This window comes from Cesiribacter andamanensis AMV16 (assembly GCF_000348925.1).
Lineage (GTDB): Bacteria > Bacteroidota > Bacteroidia > Cytophagales > Cyclobacteriaceae > Cesiribacter > Cesiribacter andamanensis.
This window is the reverse complement of the sequence record NZ_AODQ01000030.1, coordinates 20,860-42,059: the sequence shown is the minus strand read 5'-3', so window position 1 is coordinate 42,059 and position 21,200 is coordinate 20,860. Positions and strand designations below refer to the sequence as shown.

Below are 21,200 nucleotides of genomic sequence, written 5' to 3'. Positions count from 1 at the left end.
GAGTTTGTCTACCAAGGGAAAACGGGTCTGATGTTGTTTCTCCCCTTCAACTTTCCCTCAATTCTGCTCGTCTACCGGCACCAGGCGGTAGATACGGGCCGGCTGCTCTACGGCTACATACACATAGCCATCCGGACCCATGCGCACATCCCGCAGGCGGCCCAGGTTTTTCAGCAGCTGCTCTTCACCCGCTACGGTGGCTCCCTGCAGGCGGCTGCGGTTCAGGTATTTGTAGCGCAGCGAGCCCGACAACAGGTTGCCCTCCCAGCCCTTGTAGCGGTTTCCGGTTACAAACGCCATGCCCGAGGGGGCAATGGAAGGGGTCCACTGCTTCAGGGGCTGCAGCATGCCCTCCTGCTCGGTTTTGTCGGTGAGGATGGTGCCATCATAGTTGATGCCATACGAGATGGCCGGCCAGCCATAGTTGGCGCCCGCCTGCACCCGGTTGATCTCATCGCCGCCCCGGGGGCCATGCTCATGCGACCAGAGCTCGCCCGTTTGCGGATGAAAAGCCAGGCCCTGCGGGTTGCGGTGCCCGTAGGAATAAATGGAGGCCTGCGCGCCGGAGCGGCCGGCAAAGGGATTGTCAGGGGGAATGCTGCCATCGTCTCGGATGCGGTGGATCTTGCCGGGATGCTTCGCCAGATCCTGCGGATAGCGCTCCTGATGCCTGCCCCGGTCGCCCACCGAAAAGTAGAGCAGCCCATCGGGCCCAAAGGCCATGCGGGAGCCGTAGTGATGGCGGGTGGTTTCCCAGGGCTGGGCTTCAAAAATGGTTTGAGGCTGTTTTAGGGCAGTGCCCTCCAGCCGGGCCCGCATGATGGCGGTGGTCGACTTGGTTTCGCCCCCTTCCCGCTTCTGGGCCGAGTACGAGAGGTACACCAGCTGGTTTTGGTTAAAGTTAGGGTGCAGCACCACATCCAGCAGACCGCCCTGCCCCTGCGCCAGCACCTGCGGAGCGCCGCTCACTTTTTCAAGACGTCCCTCGGGACTTAAGCGGTACAGCGCACCCCCTATTTCGGTGATCAGCATGCCGCCATCGGGCAAAAAGGCCATGCCCCAGGGTACCTGGCCAAAATCGGAAGCCACCTCTTCCAAGCGCAGCTTCAGGGTCTCGGTCTGGAGGGTGGTGCCTTCCAGGCTTTGAGGCGTTTCTGAAAAGGAATACTGGGCTACCTGCTGCATGCCATCTCGGATATACCCTACCAGCTGCTTGATCTCCTCATCGGAAAAGGTTTGGGCAAAACCTGGCATGCCTGCATCGGGATGTCCCTCTTTGATGGAGGCAAAAATTGCATCTGCGCTTTCGCCCCAGCGCCACTTACGGTCGGCAAAGGTGGTAGCATTATCACCATGGCAGCCCGAGCAATAGGTACCAAAGTTGGCAATGGCCTTTTTGCGGCCGAGATCCTGCAGGCGCTCCTCCTCTTCTGTGGAGACCGTGCTGGCCAGTTGGTCGTTGCCGGTATCGGGTGTGCCCGTGCCACCGGAATTGCAGCCGCTAAAAAACAGGGCCCCCAGCCATAGGGGCAGCAGAAAAAAAACGTTTGTCATAGCAGGATAAGCCAGTTTTGTGGGAGTAAGTTATAAAATTAGTCCAAATAGCGGCCAGCCCGGACCTTCCTTTTTCCCACTTTTATAGTACTGAGGAGCTCCCGGCGCCCCCCCTTATGCCTCCGGCAAATGATCAGGGTGAGCACTGAGCAGGACCCGGTACTCCCTGTTTGTAAAGTGTTAGACTGGAATTGAGCAGAATTCGCTGCACCCACCACCTCCTTCATATCCAATTTGCTACAGGAACCGTACAACTGATGGAGGATTAGAAACCCCCTCTGCTTTTTTATCATTCATGAACGATCATCTCCATGGCCGCACCAGCTAAGTCTGGCATAGGCCGGAAACTGTTAAAAGTTGCAGGTATTGCGGGTATGAGTCTGCTGGGCCTACTGCTGATCGGCACCCTGTTGCTGATGACCGTGCTGGAGCCGTATGCCGGGCGTTACCTGAAAGATCAGGTGGCCGAGGGTACGAAGGGCTCTACCAGCTTGAGTTTGAGGATATCAGCATCAACCTGCTCAGCACCACCCTGCAGCTTAGCAAGCTGCACCTCCGCCCGGATTCCAGCGTGCACCAAAGCCGGCTGAAAGCGGGCAGCGCCAGCGCTATGCTCGTTGAGATCAGGAGTCCGGAACTGGAAGTGGGGCAGATCAACCTGCTGGATCTGCTCTTTCGCAAGCGGCTGACAATCCGCACCCTGCAGCTCAACAGCCCCACCATCACCCTGCTGCAGGACAGCAGGGCGCAGCAGGAAGCATCTACCGACACCAAGCAGAGCAATCCCCTACCCTCCTTCCTGGAGAGTGTGCACATTGCAGACCTCCACATTCCCGATGCTACCATCCGGCACATTAGCCGTAACGAACGCCCGCTTCCCCAAAACCTGCTGCCCCAGCTCAGCCTACGGGTTCTGGAGCTGGAGCTGAAGGAGCTGGACCAGCCAGACTACACCCGCATGTTTGCCGCAGACGATGTGCACCTCAGCTTTTCCAACTACGCCTACCAGTCGCCCGATGGGGTATACAGCGGCCATATCGGGCAGTTCAGCTACTCCTCCAAACAGGGCGCGCTAGCCATAGACGATATCCTGCTTAGGGGCGATAACAGCGCCAATCTGGCCCGTGGCCCTGAAGAGGCTAGCCCCCTGATCGTGGACCTGAGCGCCCCCCGCCTGCGCATCAGCGGCATGGATCTGCTGGAAGCCTACACGAAAAAGGAGCTGCTGGTAGAGGAAATCAGCCTGGAGGGCCTGGCCCTGCAGCTGCTGGAAAATCCCCAGCTGTCCGCCACCTCAGCTGAAGCGCCAACACCGGACCGTCTGTGGGCGTCCGTATCCCCCTGGCTGCGGGTGCTGGATATTGGCGAGTTCCGGCTGCAACAGGCCAGCCTGAAGCTCAGTAGCCAGCTGGGAGGCGAGGCAGTACCCCTGCATACGCTCAGGCAGCTGGATATTGCCCTGCAGGGCATCCACCTTGATTCCGCCAGCCTTTTTGCCCCCAGGGAGAAGGTTCCGCTTGCCGGTTTTCGCCTGGCAGCCCGGGACTATGCCTACCAGCACCCCCTTAGCCCCTACCAGGTGTCGGCTGGCCGGCTGACCCTCTCCAGCCAGGAGCAGCAGCTTCAGCTAGACTCCCTGCGGGTGCTGGGCGATTGGCAAAAGAATAGGTCTCTAATACAGCAGCAGCAGGCCCGCTCCATGCTCCTTAGCCTTGATGTGCCCCACCTGCTTATGAGCGAGCTGGACCTGATCAGCGCCTTTCAGCAGTCCCGCCTGGCTATTGGCCGCCTTGCACTCACCAACCCCTCCCTTGACCTGATGGAGGACCCGTCAGTGCCGCCATCAGACCCCGCTACCAGCTCCGAGCAGCTATACAGAACCCTATCGCCCTACCTCACCGAGCTGCAGGTAGCCGAAATAGACCTGCAGAACCTTTTCTTTACCCAGCACCACAAAGCCGGCAGCGGAGCCGTTACGCAGGTGCAGCGGCTGGACCGGGGCAGTCTGCAGCTGCAGGGCCTCCGGCTTGATTCGTCCTTTCTGTTTTCAGACAGGCCTGGGCTCCCCCTGCAGGCGCTGCGCCTGGCGGCAGATGGCTACCGCTACCGCACGCCCGATAGTGTGCAGACCTTCCGGCTGGAGCAGTTGCGCTACGCCAGCAGCGAGCAGGTGTTACATGCCCGCAGCATCAGCATACGCAGCAACCAGCGCGCCAATGCCCGCCAACAAACCCAGGGCGATGCACAACCCACGCTTGTTGACCTAAGGGCCAGGCGCTTTCAGCTTACCGGCCTGGATGTGATCACCTCCCTGAACACCGGCCGGCTGGCCGTTGACCAGATCATTCTCAGCCAGCCGGACCTGGCCCTGCTGAAAGACCGGGATGCCGGCTCCGGCGAGCAGGACCAACGCCCGGATGAAAGCCTTGACTTGCTATTTTCCATCTTCAACACCATTAGTGTTAAGGCCATCCACCTGCAGGAGGGTTCCTTTGCTTTTCGGGAAAAGCGCAAGAATGTGGTGCGCACCCAGCGTCTTGAGGAGCTCTCGGCCACCCTCACCGGCCTGCAGCTGAGTCCGGAAATCCTCAACAGGCTGGATGAACAAGCCCCCCTGCAGGAGATCCGCTTTGCGGCCAGTGACTACACCTATCGCTCGCCCGACAGCCTCTACACCATCCGGCTGGATAGCCTGCAGTATTCCAGCCTGCAGCAGCAGCTTACAGCCCGCAGCTTTACGCTGGGCTTTGATCAGGAGATCCATGCGCAGCGCAAGGCCCGGTCCCTGGCCGATGCCCCCCGCAACCTGTTTGATGTAGAAGCCAGCAAGCTCCTCATCAGCGGGTTTGATATAGTACAGGCGTATAACAGCGGCCGCTACCAGATAGAGGACATGCTGCTGAGCGCCCCCCAGCTTCGCATAGTACAGGACCGCACTGTACTGCGCCGCCAGCAGGCAGTAGCGAATGCAGCTGCGGGTGGCGCGGATGCGAAAAATAAGCAGGAGCCCCCGGCCGGGCAGGCCTCGGAGCAAGACAGCACCGCCAGCGAAACCCTGGAACAGCTGGCGGAGTATGTAGAAACCTTTCGGGTAGGGCGGCTTCGGGTAGAGGACGGAAGCCTGGATTTTCAGATCCTGGAAGATACCTTGCAGCGCAGCCAGCAGATCGAGCATCTATCCCTGGTGCTGGACCAATTGCGGCTGGTATCCCTAAGCTCCTCTGATCCCCTTGAAATGTTTACCCTTGATGATCTGGGCCTGCTGATCCGGAACTATCGCCTGCTTACGGCCGACAGTCTGTACCAGCTTCACATTGGCGAGATCCGCAGCTCGCTGGGCAGCCAGTCGCTTACCCTTGATAGCCTGCAGGTAGTACCGCTCTATGGGGAGGATGAATTTCAGGAAAAGCTGGAGTATTCTACCGACCGCATCCAGCTGGCCATTCCATCCATTGGCCTGGCAGGCATTGACCTGGATGCGCTCTATAATGATCAGGAGCTCCTGGCCCGCAGGTTGCAGATCAATTCCCCAAAGGCGCGTTTGTACCGGGACAACCGTCTGGAGCGCGATCCCGAGCGCCGCCCCCCTACCCTGCAAAAAATGCTGCGGGATATTCCCTTTAGGGTAGTTATTGACAGTCTGCAGGTGCAGGATGCCCTTATTCGCTATGCAGAGGTAGCCCCCACAGGAGTAGAACCCGGTGTTCTTAGCCTGGAAAACACCCGGCTTGCCTTTCAGAATGTTACCAACGACTCGCTCCGGATCCGGCAAAACAACAGCATGGACGTACAGGGAGAAAGCCTGTTGATGGGTGAGAGCAGGCTTCAGGTAGATTTTGTGTTTTATCTGGACCATCCCCTGGACCGCTATACCTACCAGGGCAGCCTGGAGCCCATGCCCTTTAGGGCCTTTAACCCCCTGTTTAAAAACCTGATGTTTATAAAACTGGAGAGGGGTAACATTCGCCAGGCAAACTTTCGGGTGGATGCCAATGTGAATAGTGCCCAGGGCAACATGCGCTTTCTCTACCAGAATTTAAAGATGCAGCTGCTGGATAAGGAAGATCCGGACGATCCAGGCTTCAAACTGCAGGCTGCCAGCTGGTTGCTGAACAATCTGGTGATCAAATCCAACAATCCGGGCCATTTTGGCAACTTCAGGCCCGGCGAGATAGAAGCCGAGCGGGACCACCAGAAATCTGTTTTCAACCACATGAGCGGTGCCATGATCAGCGGCATGACCTCCAGCCTGATGCCCACCATTATCGAAAAACTGGTCAACAGCCTGGTAGGATTGCCCTGAGCACTGCCAAAACTGTTCCTCAACCAAAGCTGGGATAATGAGCCGAAGGCTGCTCAGTCTGCCACCGTTGGGTCATCCACATCCCGCACCATCAGGGTAAGCAAGCCGCCCACAATCATGGCGCAGCCCCCCAGCACCAGGGCCAGTACGGCTTCTCCGCCAAAGAAATTGTCGGTTACATAGTCCAGGATAGACCCGGCCACAATCTGCGGGATCACAATAAAGAAGTTGAACACCCCCATATAATAGCCCATGCGTTTGGCCGGCAGGGCGCCCGCCAATATGGAATAGGGAATGGACAGGATACTGGCCCAGGCAATACCCACCCCCACCATGGACACCAGCAGCATGTTGGGGTCCTGGATAAAGTAAATGGAAATAAGGCCCAATCCACCCAGGATCAGGCAGACCATATGGGTTACTTTGCGGCTCAGCGAGCGGGCAATAAAGGGAAGACTCAGCGCTACCAGGGCCGATACCCCGTTGTACACCGCAAAGCAGACCCCTACCCAGTCGGCGCCTTCATTATAGAGGGCGGAGGTAGGATCGGTAGTGCCATATACATGGCTGGTAAGGGCGCTGGTAGTGTAGATCCACATGGAGAAAAGCGCAAACCAGGAGAAAAAATTGCACCACGGCCAGCTGCAGCATGGTTTTGGGCATGGAAAAGATGCCCATAACGGTTTCCTTTACCCCATCCAGAAAGCCTTTGCTTCGATTTTCGGCCTCAAACTCCTCCAGATCTTCGGGCGGATACTCTTTGGTGCGCAGCACCGTCCAGAGCACTGCCGAGAAGAACACCACGCCGCCTACATAAAACGACCATTTTACCGAATCGGGGATCATGCCCTCCGGGGCGGTATTGGCGATGCCAAACCAGTTGGTGAAGATGTAGGGAAGCAGGGAGGCCACCACCGCTCCTACACCAATAAAAAACGTCTGTGTGGCAAAACCCATGGTACGCTGGCTGCTGGGCAGCAGATCGCCCACCAGTGCCCTGAAGGGCTCCATGGAAATATTAATGGAAGTATCCAGGATCCAGAGCATGCCCACAGCCATCCACAAGACCGAAGCATTGGGCATGATCAGCAGGGCAAGGGACGCCATAATGGCCCCAATCAGAAAAAAGGGCCTGCGCCTGCCCAGGGTAGGGTGCCAGGTGCGGTCGCTCATGTACCCGATGATGGGCTGTACCAGCAGGCCCGTAACAGGAGCAGCCAGCCAGTAGAGGGCTATTTCAGTACCGCCCAGGGTCTCAAAGATGCGGCTTACGTTGGCATTTTGCAGGGCAAAACCAAACTGGATGCCCAAAAAGCCAAAACTCATGTTCCAGACCTGCCAAAAGCTTAATCTGGGCTTGGGGGGTGCTATTACGGGCGCTATTGCCGGAGCTCCGCTTCCTTTTGTGGGCTGTGCCATATTGCTACGCTGCTAGAGTCGTTTACTATCTCCTAAATTACTTGCAATCCTTTGCATAGCAAGAAAAAAGGGGATATTGTTTATGGCAAGCCTGAAGAATTTACTCGCTGCATTAGTCCCTGGCTATCCCCTCTTGCTCCAGTGCGTGCGCTGGCTAAAACGGGAGCGGCTCGCTTAGCGCAGGGATCTTTTCCAGAAAGGCCCTGTGCAGCTGGTCTTTGATGCGGCTGCCGGAGCGGTTCTCGATCTTTCGCCCGTCAATCTCCACCACCGGCGTAAGCTCGCCCATGGTACCGCAGCAAAAGACCTCGTCGGCATTGTAAAATTCGGTCAGCGACAGGTTGCGCTCCACTACCTCCAGGCCCAGCTCCCGGCCCAGCGCAATCACCAGCCCGCGGGTAATGCCGTGCAGGCAGGCATCGGCATGGGGGGTGTAGAGCTGGCCTTTCTGTACCATAAAGAGGTTGGTATCATTCAGCTCCGCCACAAAGCCCCTGTCGTCCAGCATCAGGCCGGCATCGGCGCCGGCCACATTGGCCTGTATCTTGGCCAGAATGTTGTTGAGCAGGTTGTTGTGATGGATTTTGCTGTCCAGATAGCGGGGCGAATTGCGCTGTATGCCAGAGGTGATCACCCGGATGCCCCGTTCATTGTCATAGACCAGCGGTTTCCACTCGGCCAGCACAATCAGGGTGGTTCCCCTGGTATTCAGGCGGGGGTCCATGCCCGAGGTGACCTTTTCGCCCCGGGTCAGCGTCAGGCGAATGTGGGTCTCATCCCGCATGCCATTGGCCTGCAGGGTGGCAAAAATGGCCTGTTTGATCTCCTCCAGAGGGGGCACCTCGGCAAAAGCCAGCGCTTTGGCCGAATGCTGCAGGCGCTCCAGATGCTGGCTAAGGCAGAAAATACCCCCCTTGTAGACCCGCAGGCCTTCCCAGACGGCATCGCCCCCCTGTACCACGCTGTCAAAGACCGACACTCGGGCCTGCTGCCGGGGGCATAGCCCATTTACCCATACCTGAATCTCCGCATTTTTAGGATTGTACTGTTGTAGCATTGCTATCGGGGGTTAACGCAAATTGGGTAAGATGTTCATAAAAGGGCAGCACCTCCTCCAGCAGGGGTTGGTACCGGTCCGGAAAATCAGTAAGGGGTCCCGGGGGCGGGCCAAAGCCCCTGCTTTTGTGCACCCCGGCATACCAGTAGGGGGCCCATATCCCATCTTCGGGCCGGGGGCCCGGGGGCCACTGCAGCATGGCGGGCTCAAAGGGAATGGACAGGGCCGCACATAGCTTGCGCAGCACCTGTTGGGGATCCTCCAGCAGCAGATCGGAATTGAGCACCACCGGCGCATGCCCCTTCTGCCGCAGGTCATCAAACAGTTCGCAGGCCTGGCGGAGGCCAATTTCTGCTTCGTCCAGCTGCGGCACAACCCGGGCAAAAGACGCAATGAGCCGGGCGGGGTCTCGGATCAGAAACACATTCTGTAGCTGCGCATAAAAGGAAAAATCGAAGCCCTGCAGGTGCTTGGCCATATTTTTAAAAAACACCACCGGCCGGGGGTAGTCGCCAAAGATCACCTCCCGGATCACCTGCTGCGGATCGGCCGCCTGGCTGGCCAGCACGGCCTCCCGGCCCGGGTGCTCCAGACCGGTATGCAGAAGGTAATGGGCATAGAAAGGCTCATCTACCACTACCATATCTGGGCGTTGCGCAAAGGAGTACATCAGAGCGGTCGACAGGTTTCTGGGGCCGGAGATCAGGTGAATGCGCTTCATGACAAGAGACAGGTCAGCAAATGTAATAATTGTATAAAAAAAGAAATCTTTTCAGGCAAACAAATTAAACAAAAATATAACAAAACAAATCCATTGCATTTCAAATGCTGGCAAGACTGATTTGCTAACGGCTTACTATCAGATATTTACTTATTTTTTTTCAAAAAAAGTACTAACCGTCTATTTTATAGCAATAACAAATTATAATTAATTAAAGATTAATTAAAATACATACCCACGTAAGATCCTGCCAAATTTTTGATCTATATTCAGAATCATATCCAAATTTTAATCTACTAATTCCAATTGAATGAAGACACTTTTACGTGGCCTGGCACCGCTATGTCTTGTAGTGGCGCTACTTACAGGAGTTTGCCCTGTCTATGCTCAAAACGGACAACGGCCTGAAGGCCGGGGAGTACCCAAGGCTGTGCTGGATCAGCTCAAAACAAAAAAAAGGAGCTTGATGTAACTGACGCCGACCTGGCCGAACTCGAAATCAGCAGCCAAAGCGAATCGAAGAAGAGCGGGGTTACGCACTATTACCTGCAGCAGTACCACCAGGGCATCGAGATCAGGGGCGCCATTACCACGGTTAATACTACTAAAGAAGGTAAGGTCCTGAATGTTGGCAACCGTTTTCATAAGGAAATCGGCAAGAAAGCCAAAACCAGTAAGCCGGGACTAAGCGCAGCTGATGCGGTAGCTGCTACAGCCGCCCACCTGAATCTTTCCCTTTCAGAATCCCTCAGTCAGCGGGAAAAGAAAAACACCAAAAACCAGGAAGTGTTGTTCTCAACCGGCGGCATTTCGCTGGAGCCGATCCCCGCCAAACTGGTCTACCTGCCGATGCCCGATGGCAGCCTGGCGCTGGCCTGGGAGGTGGCGATCTATACCCTGGATGCGCAACATTACTGGGTAGTTCAGGTAGATGCTTCTACCGGCAAGGTACTGGGCGAAGAAAATCGTGTGGTGCACTGCCAGTTTGACAACCAGGGCCTTGACCTTGAAGGCAAGACCATGCATGCCCTCCACAAACACGCGGCAGCAGAACAGCTGCTGGTTGGGCAACTGGAACTGCCCATCCCCTTTGCGGCTGAAGCCGAAGCAATGAGCACCAACACCGGCAGCTATAGGGTATTTCCAATGCCAATCGAAAGCCCCAACCATGGCAGCCGCAGCCTGCTCAGTGGCGCAGCCGATGCATCGGCCTCCCCTCAGGGCTGGCACTATACCCCCTTTGGCGTAGACACCCGCACCCGCGGCAACAATGTGTTTGCTTACGAAGATCCCAACAACAATGGCAGCTTTGACAACCACAGCCCCGATGGCGGCGCCTCCCTGCTGTTTGATTATCCCCTGGACCTTACTCAGCAGCCTGTAGCCTACCGTGATGCGGCCATCACCAACCTTTTTTACTGGAACAATATTACCCATGACGTATGGTACCAGTATGGCTTTGATGAGGCCGGCGGCAACTTTCAGTACGACAACTTTGGCCGGGGTGGCAAACAGAACGACCCTGTACTGGCCGAAGCGCAGGATAGCCGAAACATATCTGCCACACGCAATAATGCCAACTTCCTGACCCGCGCCGATGGCCAAACCTCCCGCATGCAGATGTACCTCTGGAGCGGCCTGCCCGATCAGGATCTCTTTCGGGTAACTAGTCCGGGTGCTATCGCCGGCAGCTATCCTGCTATTGAAGCCGCCTTCAGCAAACCCCTTACCCCAGAAGCTGTAACAGGCAGTCTGGTACTGCTGAACGATGGTCTTCAAAATCCGGAAGGATGCACCGCGCCTACCAATGCTGCGGAACTGGCTGGCCAGATTGCCGTGGTATACCGCGGCACCTGCGGCTTTGCCGATAAAGTACAGCAGGCCCAGATAGCCGGCGCCATAGCCGTGGTGGTGATCAACAATGCCCCCGGAGCCCCCATCACCATGGGTGGTGCGCCCACCAACCCAAGTCCGGCCATTACAATACCAGCCGTCATGATCAGCCAGGAAAGCGGACAGCTTATCCGGGCACAGCTGGATGCGGGAGTAGCAGTAGAAATTGCCCTGAAAAATGATGGCTCCGGCCCCGAGGTGGACGGCGACTTTGATAATGGCATCATTGTGCATGAGTACGGCCATGGCATATCCATTCGTCTGACCGGCGGCCCCGATAATGTAGGCTGCCTGCCCAGCGCCTACCGTTATTCTGATGGGGTAGTTCGCCCAACTGAACAGATGGGCGAAGGCTGGAGCGACTGGTTTGCGCTGATGATGACCATGACTAAAGCCGATACCCGCGAAAAAGTACGCGGCATCGGCACCTATGCCAGCCTGCAGCCAACCGACGGCAGAGGCATCCGCCCGGCCCCCTACTCCACCGACTTTGCCGTAAATAACTTCACGTATGGGGCCACCAATAACGAAGCCCTATCGGCTCCCCATGGTGTAGGCTTTGTATGGGCTACCATGTTGTGGGACATGACCTGGGACCTGATCGATCAGTATGGCTTTGATCCCGACCTGTATAGGGGCAAAGGCGGCAATAACATGGCCATGCAGCTGGTAATTGACGGCCTGAAGCTGCAGCCCTGTGAGCCTGGCTTTGTAAACGGCCGGGATGCCATCCTGCTGGCCGACCGCATCAACTATGGCGGCGCCAACCAGGAACTGATCTGGAAAGCCTTTGCCCGCAGAGGCCTGGGTGCAAATGCCGATCAGGGGTTAAGCCGCCTGAGAATTGACCAAACTGAAAATTTTGACCTGCCAGCGGCCTATCTGTGCACCGAGCCACTTAGCATTACCGCAGTGCCCACATCAGAGGTCTATACCGGTGGTGTACCCACCACCCTTTACCTGGGCTATGGACCACAAAGCGTAACGCTGCAGGCCAATGGTGATGCTACCAACCAGTACAGCTGGTCGCCGGCTACCGGCCTGAGCGATGTAACCAGTGCCAACCCGGTATTTACACCCACTGCCGAGGGAAGCTATACCTTTACGGTACAGGCGGTAAATGCCGATCAGTGCACCAAATACGCCACCATTACCATTGAAGTGATTGATGTGCGCTGCGGTGCCAACAATGAGCGCATTTGGGTATGCCACAGTGGCAAAGGGATGTGTGTGGATACACCTACCGACGTAGCCCAGCACCTGGCCCATGGTGATCAGCTGGGGGCCTGCGGCACTGGCTCAGAGCCTGTGCAGGTACTTACGCTGGATGCCATGCCAAACCCCTTCAATACCCAGACGACCATTAAATTCAGCATGCAGCTGGCCAGTAACTACACGCTGGAACTGCGCAACTCCAATGGCACCCTGGTGGGCATTGTTGCCCAGGGCACAAGTGCGGCCGGTCAGGAACATACTGTTGTGCTCAGCAGGGGTTCCCTGAAAAATGGCATTTACCTGCTTCGCCTGATAACCGATCAGGAGGTAGCCACGCTCCGCATCATGGTTAGCAAATAAGCTATCCTGCATCCGGAGAAGAATCATTCCACTTTGTGAGGAATGCTTTCATCCCCTACAAAAGAGGCCTCAGGATTACTCTGAGGCCTCTTTCTGTTTTAAGTCATTTAGGTACCGGTTTTTCAAGAGCCTAGCCACAACTATGCCCACAACTATGAGAACTGCCCCTACAGTATATAATAGATGTAGCTGGCATAGATGAGTACAAAAACGGATATTCCTGCATAGGCCGGCGCAATCGCATCCGGCAGGGAAGCCACTGGCCTCAGCCCAGGGCCGGTCAATAGCCTGCCAGCTCGTATTCCCCCTTGTTTAGAAGGAGTAGCTGAGCGGAAGCGCTTACAGGCATCACCCTACCGGCCAGTCCCTTTCAGATAATCCATTTCCAGCAGTACATGTATGACCGGCGGATGGCCTCCTTACAGGAGTAATGCCGCACCAGCCTTGCTCCTTGGTGAAAGGAAGGGCTCGCTTTTTGCTGTTCCAAAAGAACATGCCCGCCCCATAACTTACATCCCCTGCCGCCTACCTGGTTTGTGAAATCCGGCTCCGCTTAGTACCTTCCTGAGCTTGATCCTGCACCTGCCGCAGGTGCTGCTCCTTTACTTCACGCCTTGGTTCACCCCTATGGTAACATATAAACGAAAACCCTGGACATCGCTCGGCCTTGTTGTGCTTGGCATCTTGTTTCTGCTGGATGTGGCCAGGGATACAGACCTTAGCCTGCTGTACGATGGTGTTAAGCTGTTGGTGGGAGTGGTCCAGATCGGCATTGGCAGCTGGGGGCTGCTAACCCCACTTGTATCCTTGCGTGGTAGCCAGCTCACCATTTACGAATCTGCCTTCAGTAGCCGAACGATTGACCTGTCAAGAACCGAACTGGTGGTGGAAGGGAACTACCTGCTGTTTTCTGGCGAAACGGAGCAGTATACATTTCCCTTCAGCCAGCTGCAGAAATCCAGGCGATCAGACTTTCTGCTCAGCATACGGCTACAGGCCCTGAAACTGGCCTAGCCCAGCCCCTCTCTCAGTATACCTGCAACTATAATCCCTCAGGGAGTAGCCATCTGAAGCATTGAGCACTCCTTTCAACACCAGCGTATCTTACACAGCCGGATCCGCTCCCGATATCCTGGCACAAAAAAAGACCCGATCATTTCTGAGCGGGTCTTTATAGTCATTTGCACCCTGGGGCTTCTCAATTTACTAATCTACTGGCCTTTTTTGGCCCACATATCCCGCAGGCCTACGGTGCGGTTAAAGATGATCTTATCCGCCGTAGAATCCTTATCCAGTGTAAAGTAGCCTTTGCGCAGAAACTGGTAGCGCTCGTCCAGCCCGGCAGTCTTCAGGGCCGGCTCGGCCCAGGCGGTAGGGATCACCTGCAGCGAATCGGGGTTGAGGTGCTCTTTAAAATCACCCTCAGCCTCGCTCACATCTTCCAGCGTAAACAGGCGGTCGTACAGCCGTACCTCTATGGGAAGCGCCTGGCCGGCACTTACCCAGTGCAGGGTGCCTTTTACATTGATGCCGGAGGTGTCTTCTCCGCTCTTGCTTTCTGGGATGTAGGTGCAATGTACCTCCAGAATAGTGCCTTGCGCATCCTTTACCACATCCTCGCATTTGATGATGTAGGCATGCTTGAGGCGCACCATCTGGCCCGGCGCCAGGCGGAAGTACTTCTTGGGCGCATTCTCCATAAAGTCTTCCTGCTCAATGTAGAGCTCCCGGCTAAAGGGAATCTCCCGGCTGCCGCTGTTGGGGTCTTCGGGATTTTCCTCACCCGTAAGCATTTCTACCTTGCCTTCGGGATAGTTGGTAATTACTACCTTAAGAGGGTCCAGCACCACCATGCGGCGCAGGGCGGTCTTGTTGAGGTCTTCCCGTACACAGAATTCCAGCAGGCCTACGTCGATGAGGTTCTCGCGCTTGGCCACCCCAATGCGGTCGCAGAAATCACGGATGCTCTCCGGCGTATAGCCGCGTCGGCGCAGGCCACTGATGGTAGGCATGCGCGGATCGTCCCAGCCGCTTACATGCTTTTCGTTGACCAGCTGCAGCAGCTTGCGCTTGCTCATAACAGTATACGTCATGTTCAGGCGGGCAAACTCATACTGGCGGGAGGGAAATAGTTCCAGCTTTTCGATAAACCAGTCGTACAGCTCCCGGTGGGGGATAAACTCCAGCGTACACACGCTGTGGGTGATGTGTTCGATGGCATCGCTCTGCCCGTGGGCAAAGTCATACATGGGGTAGATGCACCAGGCATCGCCGGTGCGGTGGTGGTGGGCATGCTTGATGCGGTACATCAGCGGATCGCGCATGTGCATATTTGGGTGCGCCATGTCAATCTTTGCCCGCAGCACCTTGGCGCCATCGGGGTATTTGCCTGTGCGCATCTCCTCGAAGATGCGCAGGTTTTCTTCCACACTTCTGCTGCGGTAGGGGCTGTTGGTGCCGGGGCGGGTGGGGGTGCCTTTCTGGGCGGCAATCTCCTCAGCTGTACTGTCATCTACATAGGCCAGCCCTTTTTCAATCAGTTTTATGGCAAAGGCATAGAGCTGATCAAAGTAATCAGAAGCGTACAGCTCGTTTTCCCACTGAAAGCCCAGCCAGCGCACATCCTGCTTGATGCTTTCCACATACTGTGTTTCTTCTGTTACGGGATTGGTATCATCAAAGCGCAGGTTGGTATAGCCGCCAAACTCCTGGGCAAGGCCAAAGTTCAGGCAGATGCTTTTGGCATGGCCAATGTGCAGGTAGCCGTTGGGCTCGGGCGGAAAGCGGGTTACCAGACTTTTGTACTTGCCGGCTTCAAGGTCTTTGGCTACAATCTCTTCGAGAAAGTTGGGCCCTTTGGTATCACTCATGGTTTGATAAGCTCTAGCGGTCATTTCGGCTGCGCAGGCATGGGTGCGCAGGCGCAGTTTTTTTAGGACAGCTGCAAATTTACTAATTTTACTGCGCTCCACTATAGGCTTGCTGCCAGATCTTTGGCTTTTTACAGGAAGTATGCCAGCCCACAGGCCCGCAGCAGGTGTAAAACAGTCCGGAGGCCCTGCCTGTTGGAGGTATGGGAATGGCCTGCTTCCCGATTCTGAATTTTAGCGCATCTTTGCAGGGCTTAACCCCCTTTGCTCATGGCCTACCCGCCGGAAATACGTACCGTACAGGTAACCCGCTATGTAACCCCCCTGCGGGAGGGCGGCTCGCTGCCGGCCATTGTAGAGGCCGACGATGCCTTTATGTATGTGCTGAAGTTCCGCGGGGCCGGACAGGGGGTAAAGGCCCTTATTGCCGAGCTGATTGCCGGCGAGCTGGCCCGGCTGCTGGGCTTTCGGGTGCCGGAGATTGTGTTTGCAGAGCTTGATGAGAGCTTTGGCCGCACCGAGCCCGATGAGGAGATCCAGGACCTGCTGCGCGCCAGCGAGGGCCTGAACCTGGCCCTGCACTACCTGAGCCGGGCCATTACCTTTGATGCCCTGGTAAATGTGCCCAGTGCCCGCCTGGCGTCGCAGATTGTCTGGTTCGATTGCCTGATCACCAATGTAGACCGCACCGCCCGCAATACCAACATGCTCATGTGGAACAGGGAGCTGTGGCTCATTGACCACGGGGCGGCTTTCTACTTTCATCATGCCTGGCAAAACCCTGCCGAGCAGGCCCGGCGCCCCTTTGTGCAGGTGAAAGACCATGTGCTGCTGCCCCTGGCCAGTGAGCTGGACGCGGTAGATGCCGAATTCCGCGCCCTGCTGACACCCGACAAGATCCGCACTGTAGTGGCCCTGATCCCGGACCAGTGGCTGCTGGGCGATGCCCCCTTTGCCAGCGTGGCGGAGCACCGCCAGGCCTATGCCGATTTTCTGGAAACCCGCATTGCTCATTCCCAGCTATTCATTACCGAAGCCCACCATGCAAGACAAGCACGTATTTGAGTATGCCGTTATTCGGGTAGTGCCCTGTGTAGAGCGGGAAGAATTCCTGAATGTGGGGGTGATCCTCTACTGTGCCGCCCGGGGTTTTCTGAAGACCAGCTACCAGCTGAACGAGCAGCGCCTGCTGGCCCTGTGCCCGGAGCTGGACCTGGATGAGCTGCAGCAGCGCCTGGAAACCTTTGGCAGGATCTGCAGAGGCAAAGCCGAAGGCGGCGCCATTGGCCAGCTACCCCCTGCCTCGCGCTTTCGCTGGCTTACCGCCACCCGCAGCACCATTGTGCAAACCTCGCCGGTACACCCCGGCCTGTGCCAGGATCCGCAGGAAACCCTCAACCGCCTGCATGCCCAGCTGGTACCGTAGCTTCTCTCTTCGCACTGCGCACCAGGCCATGACCAGAAAACTCGCCTATCTATCCATCCTGGCCGCTGCCGTCCTGTGGGGCATTATCGGCTTATTTATTACCCGCCTGTATGCCCTGGGCTTTAGCCCCACGCAGGTAGTGGCACTGCGCCTGCTTACGGCTGCTTTTTTGCTGGCGGGCTATACCCTTTGGCACAACCGGCAGCTCTTTCGCATTCGGCTCAGCGATCTCAGGTACTTTATTGGCACGGGCCTTTTTAGTGTGGTGCTGTTTAACTGGTGCATGTTTACCGCCATACGGGAAACCTCCATCTCAGTAGCGACCATTCTGCTCTATACCGCCCCGGCCTTTGTGACCGTACTGTCGCGCCTGCTGTTTGGGGAGCCCCTGACGGGCCGCAAGCTGCTGGCGCTGCTGGCTACCCTGCTCGGCTGTGCGCTGGTGGTGGGCTTTTTGCCCTGGGGAGGCGGGCAGCTAAGCGGCTATGGCATTTTGCTGGGGTTGGGTTCGGGCCTGTTTTATGCGCTGTACAGCATTTTTGGCAAATGGGCGCTGCAGCGCCACCAGCCCCTTACGGTTACGGTCTATACCTTTGTGTTGGCGGCCCTGGCCATTACCCCCTTTAGCGGACTGGACAGCGCTGCCCCCCCTGCTGCTGGATGCCACTGCCTGCTGGCTGATCCTGGGCCTGGGCTTTCTATCCACCATGCTGGCCTTTTTACTCTACACCCGCGGGCTGCAGGTGGTGGAATCGAGCCGGGCGGCTATCCTGGCCACCCTGGAGCCGGTGGTAGCGGCCCTTACAAGCATTCTGCTTTTTGGCGAAACCCTCAGCAGCTGGCAGTTTGCCGGCATTGGGCTGGTGCTGGCGGCTGTGCTGCTGGTACAGAAGCGGGGACCAGCGCACAAGGGGGTGCGCATTGCCGGTACTGCCTCTGAAAAATAATCTTTGCGCCCTACAAGAAGGAGGTTAAAGGAAAAAACATGCGTCATCCCGAATTTTAAGGATATATCATTTTAATAAAAACAGCCTTTGGATATCTCTAGAGGCTGTTTTTACTATCTAGCGGCGTCATACTAAGTTAGCAGGAGAGGAAGCGGGGGGGGGGCGCCCCGTAGCGGAAGAATCGGACGGCTGCGGCCGACCGTGGCCGCGCGGCGGTCCGATTCTCTTCGATCGCAATGACTGGGCCTGTAGAAGCAAAGAACGGCTTTGGTCACATCCAAAGCCGTTCTTTGCTTATTTTTCAGCTGTTTAAAATTCGGGATGACGCATGTTTATAGTCCCCTACATATTGGCTATCAGGTAAACTAGTTACTCCACTACCCGCTGCAGGCTTCCTTCGATATCCCGGCCCTGCACATTGAAGGCCAGGTAAAGGGTATCGCCTACTATGCGGCCGGCATAGGGAATGCTCATGCCCCGGAAGGTAATGGTAAAGCTAAGCTCGTTTCCGCTGATCTTGCCATCGGCGATGGGCTGCGCACCCATGGGGGTCTCAACTGTGCCGCTAAGCGTTTCGCCCTCGGCCTGCAGGTTCAGCGTTAGCTGCATCTGGCCCAGGCTGCCCTGCCAGCGGCCGTTGGGGTTGACTTCGGCAACGGCTGCGCTATCTGCGGCTGGCCCGGGTGCAGAGGGTTGTACCGGACGGGCAAACTGTGGCGCAGCGCCTGTTCTGGGCGCGCCGCCCTGAGGGGCCGCTGCAGGCGAGCCTGCATCCTGCATGCCTTCACCACCGCTCTTCATATCATCATTGTTGATGGATTTGCGCCGTCTGCGGGGGCCATCCATGCTCATTTTGCCCAGGCGGTAGCTAACGTTCACCTTAAAGTTGAGGTTGTGCATCACATTGGTGCTCTGCTGGCTGAAAGAAGGGGAGTTTACTTCATTTTGGATGCGGATGGTTCTGCCCAGGAAGTTCTCGGCCCCAAAGCCAATGGTGCCTCTTTTTTCATGAAACTCTTTGCGCAGGTTGAGGCTGTAGATGCCAAAGCCCCCCTGGTAGCCCTGCAGCTGCACCTGGCCGCTGCGGTAGAAGCCAAAGCCCTGCAGCCCCCAGCCCTTGCCCAGGCTGTAATTACCAAAGGCGCGCAGGTTAACTACCCAGCCGCTGTTGGCAGCCCGCTGGTCGGGGTCGGCCACATTGTTGGCCAGATCGGCATAGTAGAAATCTGTGCCGCCATTCAGGGTCAGTTTTTTGCCAAACAGGCTGCTGCCGCCAAACAGACTGGCCCCATAGGCGCTCTCCTGCCCTATGTTAAAGAAGGAGGTCTCCAGCGCACCATCCTCAGCCCGGTTACGCACCGTCTGGATGGAGTTGTTGGTGCTGCGCACATAGGTGGTCAGGTTGAGCGAGGTGGTTTTAAAGTAGGTGCTGTAGCCCAGCTCAAAGTTGTTGGTAAACTCGGGGTCCAGCTCGGGATTACCCACCCGGCGAATGGTGGGATCCGGGTTTTGGGCATTGGGGTTCAGGAACTGCAGCGAGGGGCGCTGAATGCGGCGGTTGTAGGCCAGCTTAATGGCGCTGCCTCCCTTAAAGCTCTTGGAAAGGTTTACGCTGGGCACCAGTACCCCATAGGGGTCCAGGATCACCTCCCGGTCACTATTCTCAAAATTGGCCGTAATGGTGGTGTATTCATAGCGGGTACCGGCCTTCAGGCTGTACTTACTGGCTGTAGTTACGGTATAGGACAGGTAACCGGCCGAGATGTTCTGATCATAATTGAACACATTGCTCAGGTTGGTGCCTTCCTTCAGCACAAAGGGATCAGTACCCTGGGCGGCAAAGGTCTGGTAATCGCTGGTTACCTGGCGCAGGATCTGCTTGGCGCCCACTTCCAGCATCTGCATTTTGCCCAGGGGCGTCTGGTAATCCAGCTGAACGGTCGATTCCTGGTTAAAGCTTTCGTTGCTGTTCTTCTGGCGCTCGGCGATGCTTTGTGCATCCGGATTGAAGATGGCAAAGAACAGATCGTTGTTGCGGTTGTTGCGGCTAAACTGGGTGAGCAGGCTTAGCTCCTGCTGCGGTTTGCTAAAGCTGCGGGTGTAATTAAAGTTCACATCTACCGTACCGGAATTGTCGCTGGTCTCTACATTCCGCAGCTCGCTGCTAAACAGCTCGCCATTCCAGAAGCGCTCCGACAGCAGGCTATTCTGGCGGTTGCTGCCATTGCGCAGGCCGTATTGCACAGAGGCGTTGAGGTAGTTCTTTTCGTTGATATCATAATCCCAGCCAAGGGTGTAGCGGCCAAACATCATCCGGTTGTCGGTGGTGGCCGACTGGCGGATCAGCTGTTCATCCTCTCCCCTGCGGGTGGTAAGTGCATTCTCAAAGCTGCCGGGCATGTTGTAGCCGGCCCGGCCAAAGCCGCCCAGCGAGAAGCCCATTTTGCCAGTGCGGTAGCTGCCATTGAGGCCCAGGTTGGAGCCCCGCAGGCCTATGCCCGTATCAATGTTGAGGGTACCCCCCTGCAGGGTGTTCTTTTTGGTAATGATGTTGATGATACCCGCGGAGCCTTCGGCATCGTACTTGGCCGAGGGGGAGGTGATCACTTCTACCGATTTGATCATGTCGGCCGGAATCTGCTTGAGGGCATCGGCCACACTGCCCGCCGTAATGGTGGAAGGGCGGTTGTTGATGAGCACGCGGATATTTCCACTGCCGCGCATGGATACATTTCCATCCAGGTCTACCGACAGCATAGGCACCTTGCGCAGCACATCGGTGGCATCGCCGCCGCGGTTGGAGGCATCGTCTTCGGCATTGTACACGGTGCGGTCTACCCGCTCCTCAATCATGGGGCGCTGCCCCTCTATGGTTACGGCATTGAGCACCTCCTCGCTTTCGCTGAGCAGGATCTCGCCCAGCTCAATGCGCTTATCGCCCACCACTACCTTTTCAAGGGTCTTGGTCTGGTAGCCGATAAAGGAAAACTGCAGGCGGTACTCGCCGTGGGTGATCTTCTCCAGGCTAAACTTGCCGGCATCGTCGGCAATGGTGCCATCTACGGGTTTGCCGCTCAGCGGGTCGATCAGGGCAATGGTGGTATAGGGGATGGGCTGTTTGCTGGCCGCATCAACTATCGTTCCGCTGATCTTTCCATTGTCTTTTTCAGATACAACAGCCCATATTCCTACATTTGGGGAATGGGCAAAAGCAGGGGCCGCCACTACCCGAGCAGAAGGGGCCAGCGGGCTCAGGCCTGCCAGCAGCAACAGTGAGAGTACTTTATTCGTCATGAGGGGTGCATTACAAAGGAAGTGCAAATCAACCTTCTTTCAGACGAATAAAAAAGCCATGAGCCCCGGCAAACTGCTATACATCAGCGATAATCTTACATGGGGACCCGGAAATTACACCAGCGGTTTAAAACAGGTATG

General features: G+C 56.5%; 13 protein-coding genes and 1 pseudogene. 7 read left to right on the top strand and 7 right to left on the bottom strand.

Annotated elements, in window-relative coordinates; genetic code table 11:
• Positions 1-57: 57 nt before the first annotated feature.
• Positions 58-1,554 (bottom strand): PQQ-dependent sugar dehydrogenase, encoded by a 1,497-nt coding sequence (locus ADICEAN_RS07680; RefSeq protein ID WP_009194999.1) that lies wholly within the window; start codon positions 1,552-1,554, stop codon positions 58-60.
• Between the two features lie 610 nt (positions 1,555-2,164).
• Here ADICEAN_RS07680 and ADICEAN_RS07670 point away from each other — a divergent pair.
• Positions 2,165-5,857, top strand: a complete 3,693-nt coding sequence (locus ADICEAN_RS07670) for an AsmA family protein (RefSeq protein ID WP_009194998.1) — start codon at positions 2,165-2,167, stop codon at positions 5,855-5,857.
• Between the two features lie 53 nt (positions 5,858-5,910).
• Here ADICEAN_RS07670 and ADICEAN_RS23705 read toward each other — a convergent pair whose 3' ends face one another.
• From ADICEAN_RS23705 to ADICEAN_RS07655, 4 genes are all read right to left on the bottom strand, one after another.
• On the bottom strand, positions 5,911-6,456 hold the full coding sequence (locus ADICEAN_RS23705) for an MFS transporter (protein WP_316928513.1): 546 nt from the start codon (positions 6,454-6,456) through the stop codon (positions 5,911-5,913).
• Entirely contained in the window at positions 6,383-7,276 is an 894-nt protein-coding gene (locus ADICEAN_RS23700) for an MFS transporter (RefSeq protein ID WP_316928512.1), read from the bottom strand. The genes ADICEAN_RS23705 and ADICEAN_RS23700 overlap by 74 nt, the downstream gene beginning before the upstream one ends.
• Positions 7,277-7,430: 154 nt before the next feature.
• Positions 7,431-8,333, bottom strand: coding sequence for an aminotransferase class IV (locus ADICEAN_RS07660; RefSeq protein ID WP_009194995.1), 903 nt, complete (start codon positions 8,331-8,333; stop codon positions 7,431-7,433).
• Positions 8,311-9,054 carry a sulfotransferase-like domain-containing protein gene (locus ADICEAN_RS07655; protein WP_009194994.1) on the bottom strand — a complete coding sequence of 248 codons (744 nt, stop codon included), beginning with the start codon at positions 9,052-9,054 and terminating at the stop codon, positions 8,311-8,313. Before ADICEAN_RS07655 ends, ADICEAN_RS07660 begins: the two co-directional genes overlap by 23 nt.
• Positions 9,055-9,537: 483 nt before the next feature.
• Between ADICEAN_RS07655 and ADICEAN_RS07650 the strand changes: the two genes are divergently transcribed.
• Complete coding sequence (locus tag ADICEAN_RS07650; RefSeq protein ID WP_316928514.1) at positions 9,538-12,522, top strand: T9SS-dependent M36 family metallopeptidase; 2,985 nt, start codon at positions 9,538-9,540, stop codon at positions 12,520-12,522.
• Between the two features lie 627 nt (positions 12,523-13,149).
• Positions 13,150-13,536, top strand: a complete 387-nt coding sequence (locus ADICEAN_RS07645; RefSeq protein WP_009194991.1) for a hypothetical protein — start codon at positions 13,150-13,152, stop codon at positions 13,534-13,536.
• 197 nt (positions 13,537-13,733) lie between these two features.
• On the opposite strand, the gene ADICEAN_RS07640 is transcribed toward ADICEAN_RS07645, so the two are convergent.
• A complete protein-coding gene (locus tag ADICEAN_RS07640; RefSeq protein ID WP_040396516.1) occupies positions 13,734-15,392 on the bottom strand; it encodes a glutamine--tRNA ligase/YqeY domain fusion protein in 1,659 nt (552 codons plus the stop codon).
• Between the two features lie 270 nt (positions 15,393-15,662).
• On the opposite strand from ADICEAN_RS07640, the gene ADICEAN_RS07635 reads away from it, so the two are divergent.
• The 4 genes and pseudogenes from ADICEAN_RS07635 to ADICEAN_RS23860 all read left to right on the top strand — a co-directional run bounded on the left by ADICEAN_RS07635 (position 15,663) and on the right by ADICEAN_RS23860 (position 17,765).
• Positions 15,663-16,457: a HipA family kinase gene (locus tag ADICEAN_RS07635; protein ID WP_009194989.1), complete on the top strand. Its 795-nt coding sequence runs from the start codon at positions 15,663-15,665 to the stop codon at positions 16,455-16,457.
• On the top strand, positions 16,435-16,818 hold the full coding sequence (locus ADICEAN_RS07630; protein ID WP_009194988.1) for a DUF3037 domain-containing protein: 384 nt from the start codon (positions 16,435-16,437) through the stop codon (positions 16,816-16,818). Before ADICEAN_RS07635 ends, ADICEAN_RS07630 begins: the two co-directional genes overlap by 23 nt.
• Positions 16,799-17,434 (top strand): annotated as a pseudogene (locus tag ADICEAN_RS07625) (DMT family transporter); the annotation flags it as partial. The gene ADICEAN_RS07630 and the pseudogene ADICEAN_RS07625, both read left to right, overlap by 20 nt.
• Entirely contained in the window at positions 17,340-17,765 is a 426-nt protein-coding gene (locus ADICEAN_RS23860) for a DMT family transporter (RefSeq protein WP_394330746.1), read from the top strand. The pseudogene ADICEAN_RS07625 and the gene ADICEAN_RS23860, both read left to right, overlap by 95 nt.
• A gap of 369 nt (positions 17,766-18,134) precedes the next feature.
• Here the strand turns inward: ADICEAN_RS23860 and ADICEAN_RS07620 are convergent, their stop codons facing one another.
• Complete coding sequence (locus tag ADICEAN_RS07620) at positions 18,135-21,059, bottom strand: TonB-dependent receptor domain-containing protein (protein WP_009194986.1); 2,925 nt, start codon at positions 21,057-21,059, stop codon at positions 18,135-18,137.
• Between the last annotated feature and the right edge of the window lie 141 nt (positions 21,060-21,200).

What these genes read in the sequence shown, in the direction of transcription:
- ADICEAN_RS07640 (WP_040396516.1), bottom strand. Translation starts at nt 15,392, where the DNA reads ATGAGTGATACCAAAGGGCCCAACTTTCTCGAAGAGATTGTAGCCAAA.
- ADICEAN_RS23700 (WP_316928512.1), bottom strand. Translation starts at nt 7,276, where the DNA reads ATGGCACAGCCCACAAAAGGAAGCGGAGCTCCGGCAATAGCGCCCGTA.
- ADICEAN_RS23705 (WP_316928513.1), bottom strand. Translation starts at nt 6,456, where the DNA reads ATGTGGATCTACACTACCAGCGCCCTTACCAGCCATGTATATGGCACT.
- ADICEAN_RS07630 (WP_009194988.1), top strand. Translation starts at nt 16,435, where the DNA reads ATGCAAGACAAGCACGTATTTGAGTATGCCGTTATTCGGGTAGTGCCC.
- ADICEAN_RS07660 (WP_009194995.1), bottom strand. Translation starts at nt 8,333, where the DNA reads ATGCTACAACAGTACAATCCTAAAAATGCGGAGATTCAGGTATGGGTA.
- ADICEAN_RS07680 (WP_009194999.1), bottom strand. Translation starts at nt 1,554, where the DNA reads ATGACAAACGTTTTTTTTCTGCTGCCCCTATGGCTGGGGGCCCTGTTT.
- ADICEAN_RS07655 (WP_009194994.1), bottom strand. Translation starts at nt 9,054, where the DNA reads ATGAAGCGCATTCACCTGATCTCCGGCCCCAGAAACCTGTCGACCGCT.
- ADICEAN_RS07670 (WP_009194998.1), top strand. Translation starts at nt 2,165, where the DNA reads ATGCTCGTTGAGATCAGGAGTCCGGAACTGGAAGTGGGGCAGATCAAC.
- ADICEAN_RS07620 (WP_009194986.1), bottom strand. Translation starts at nt 21,059, where the DNA reads ATGACGAATAAAGTACTCTCACTGTTGCTGCTGGCAGGCCTGAGCCCG.
- ADICEAN_RS07645 (WP_009194991.1), top strand. Translation starts at nt 13,150, where the DNA reads ATGGTAACATATAAACGAAAACCCTGGACATCGCTCGGCCTTGTTGTG.
- ADICEAN_RS23860 (WP_394330746.1), top strand. Translation starts at nt 17,340, where the DNA reads ATGCGCTGTACAGCATTTTTGGCAAATGGGCGCTGCAGCGCCACCAGC.
- ADICEAN_RS07635 (WP_009194989.1), top strand. Translation starts at nt 15,663, where the DNA reads ATGGCCTACCCGCCGGAAATACGTACCGTACAGGTAACCCGCTATGTA.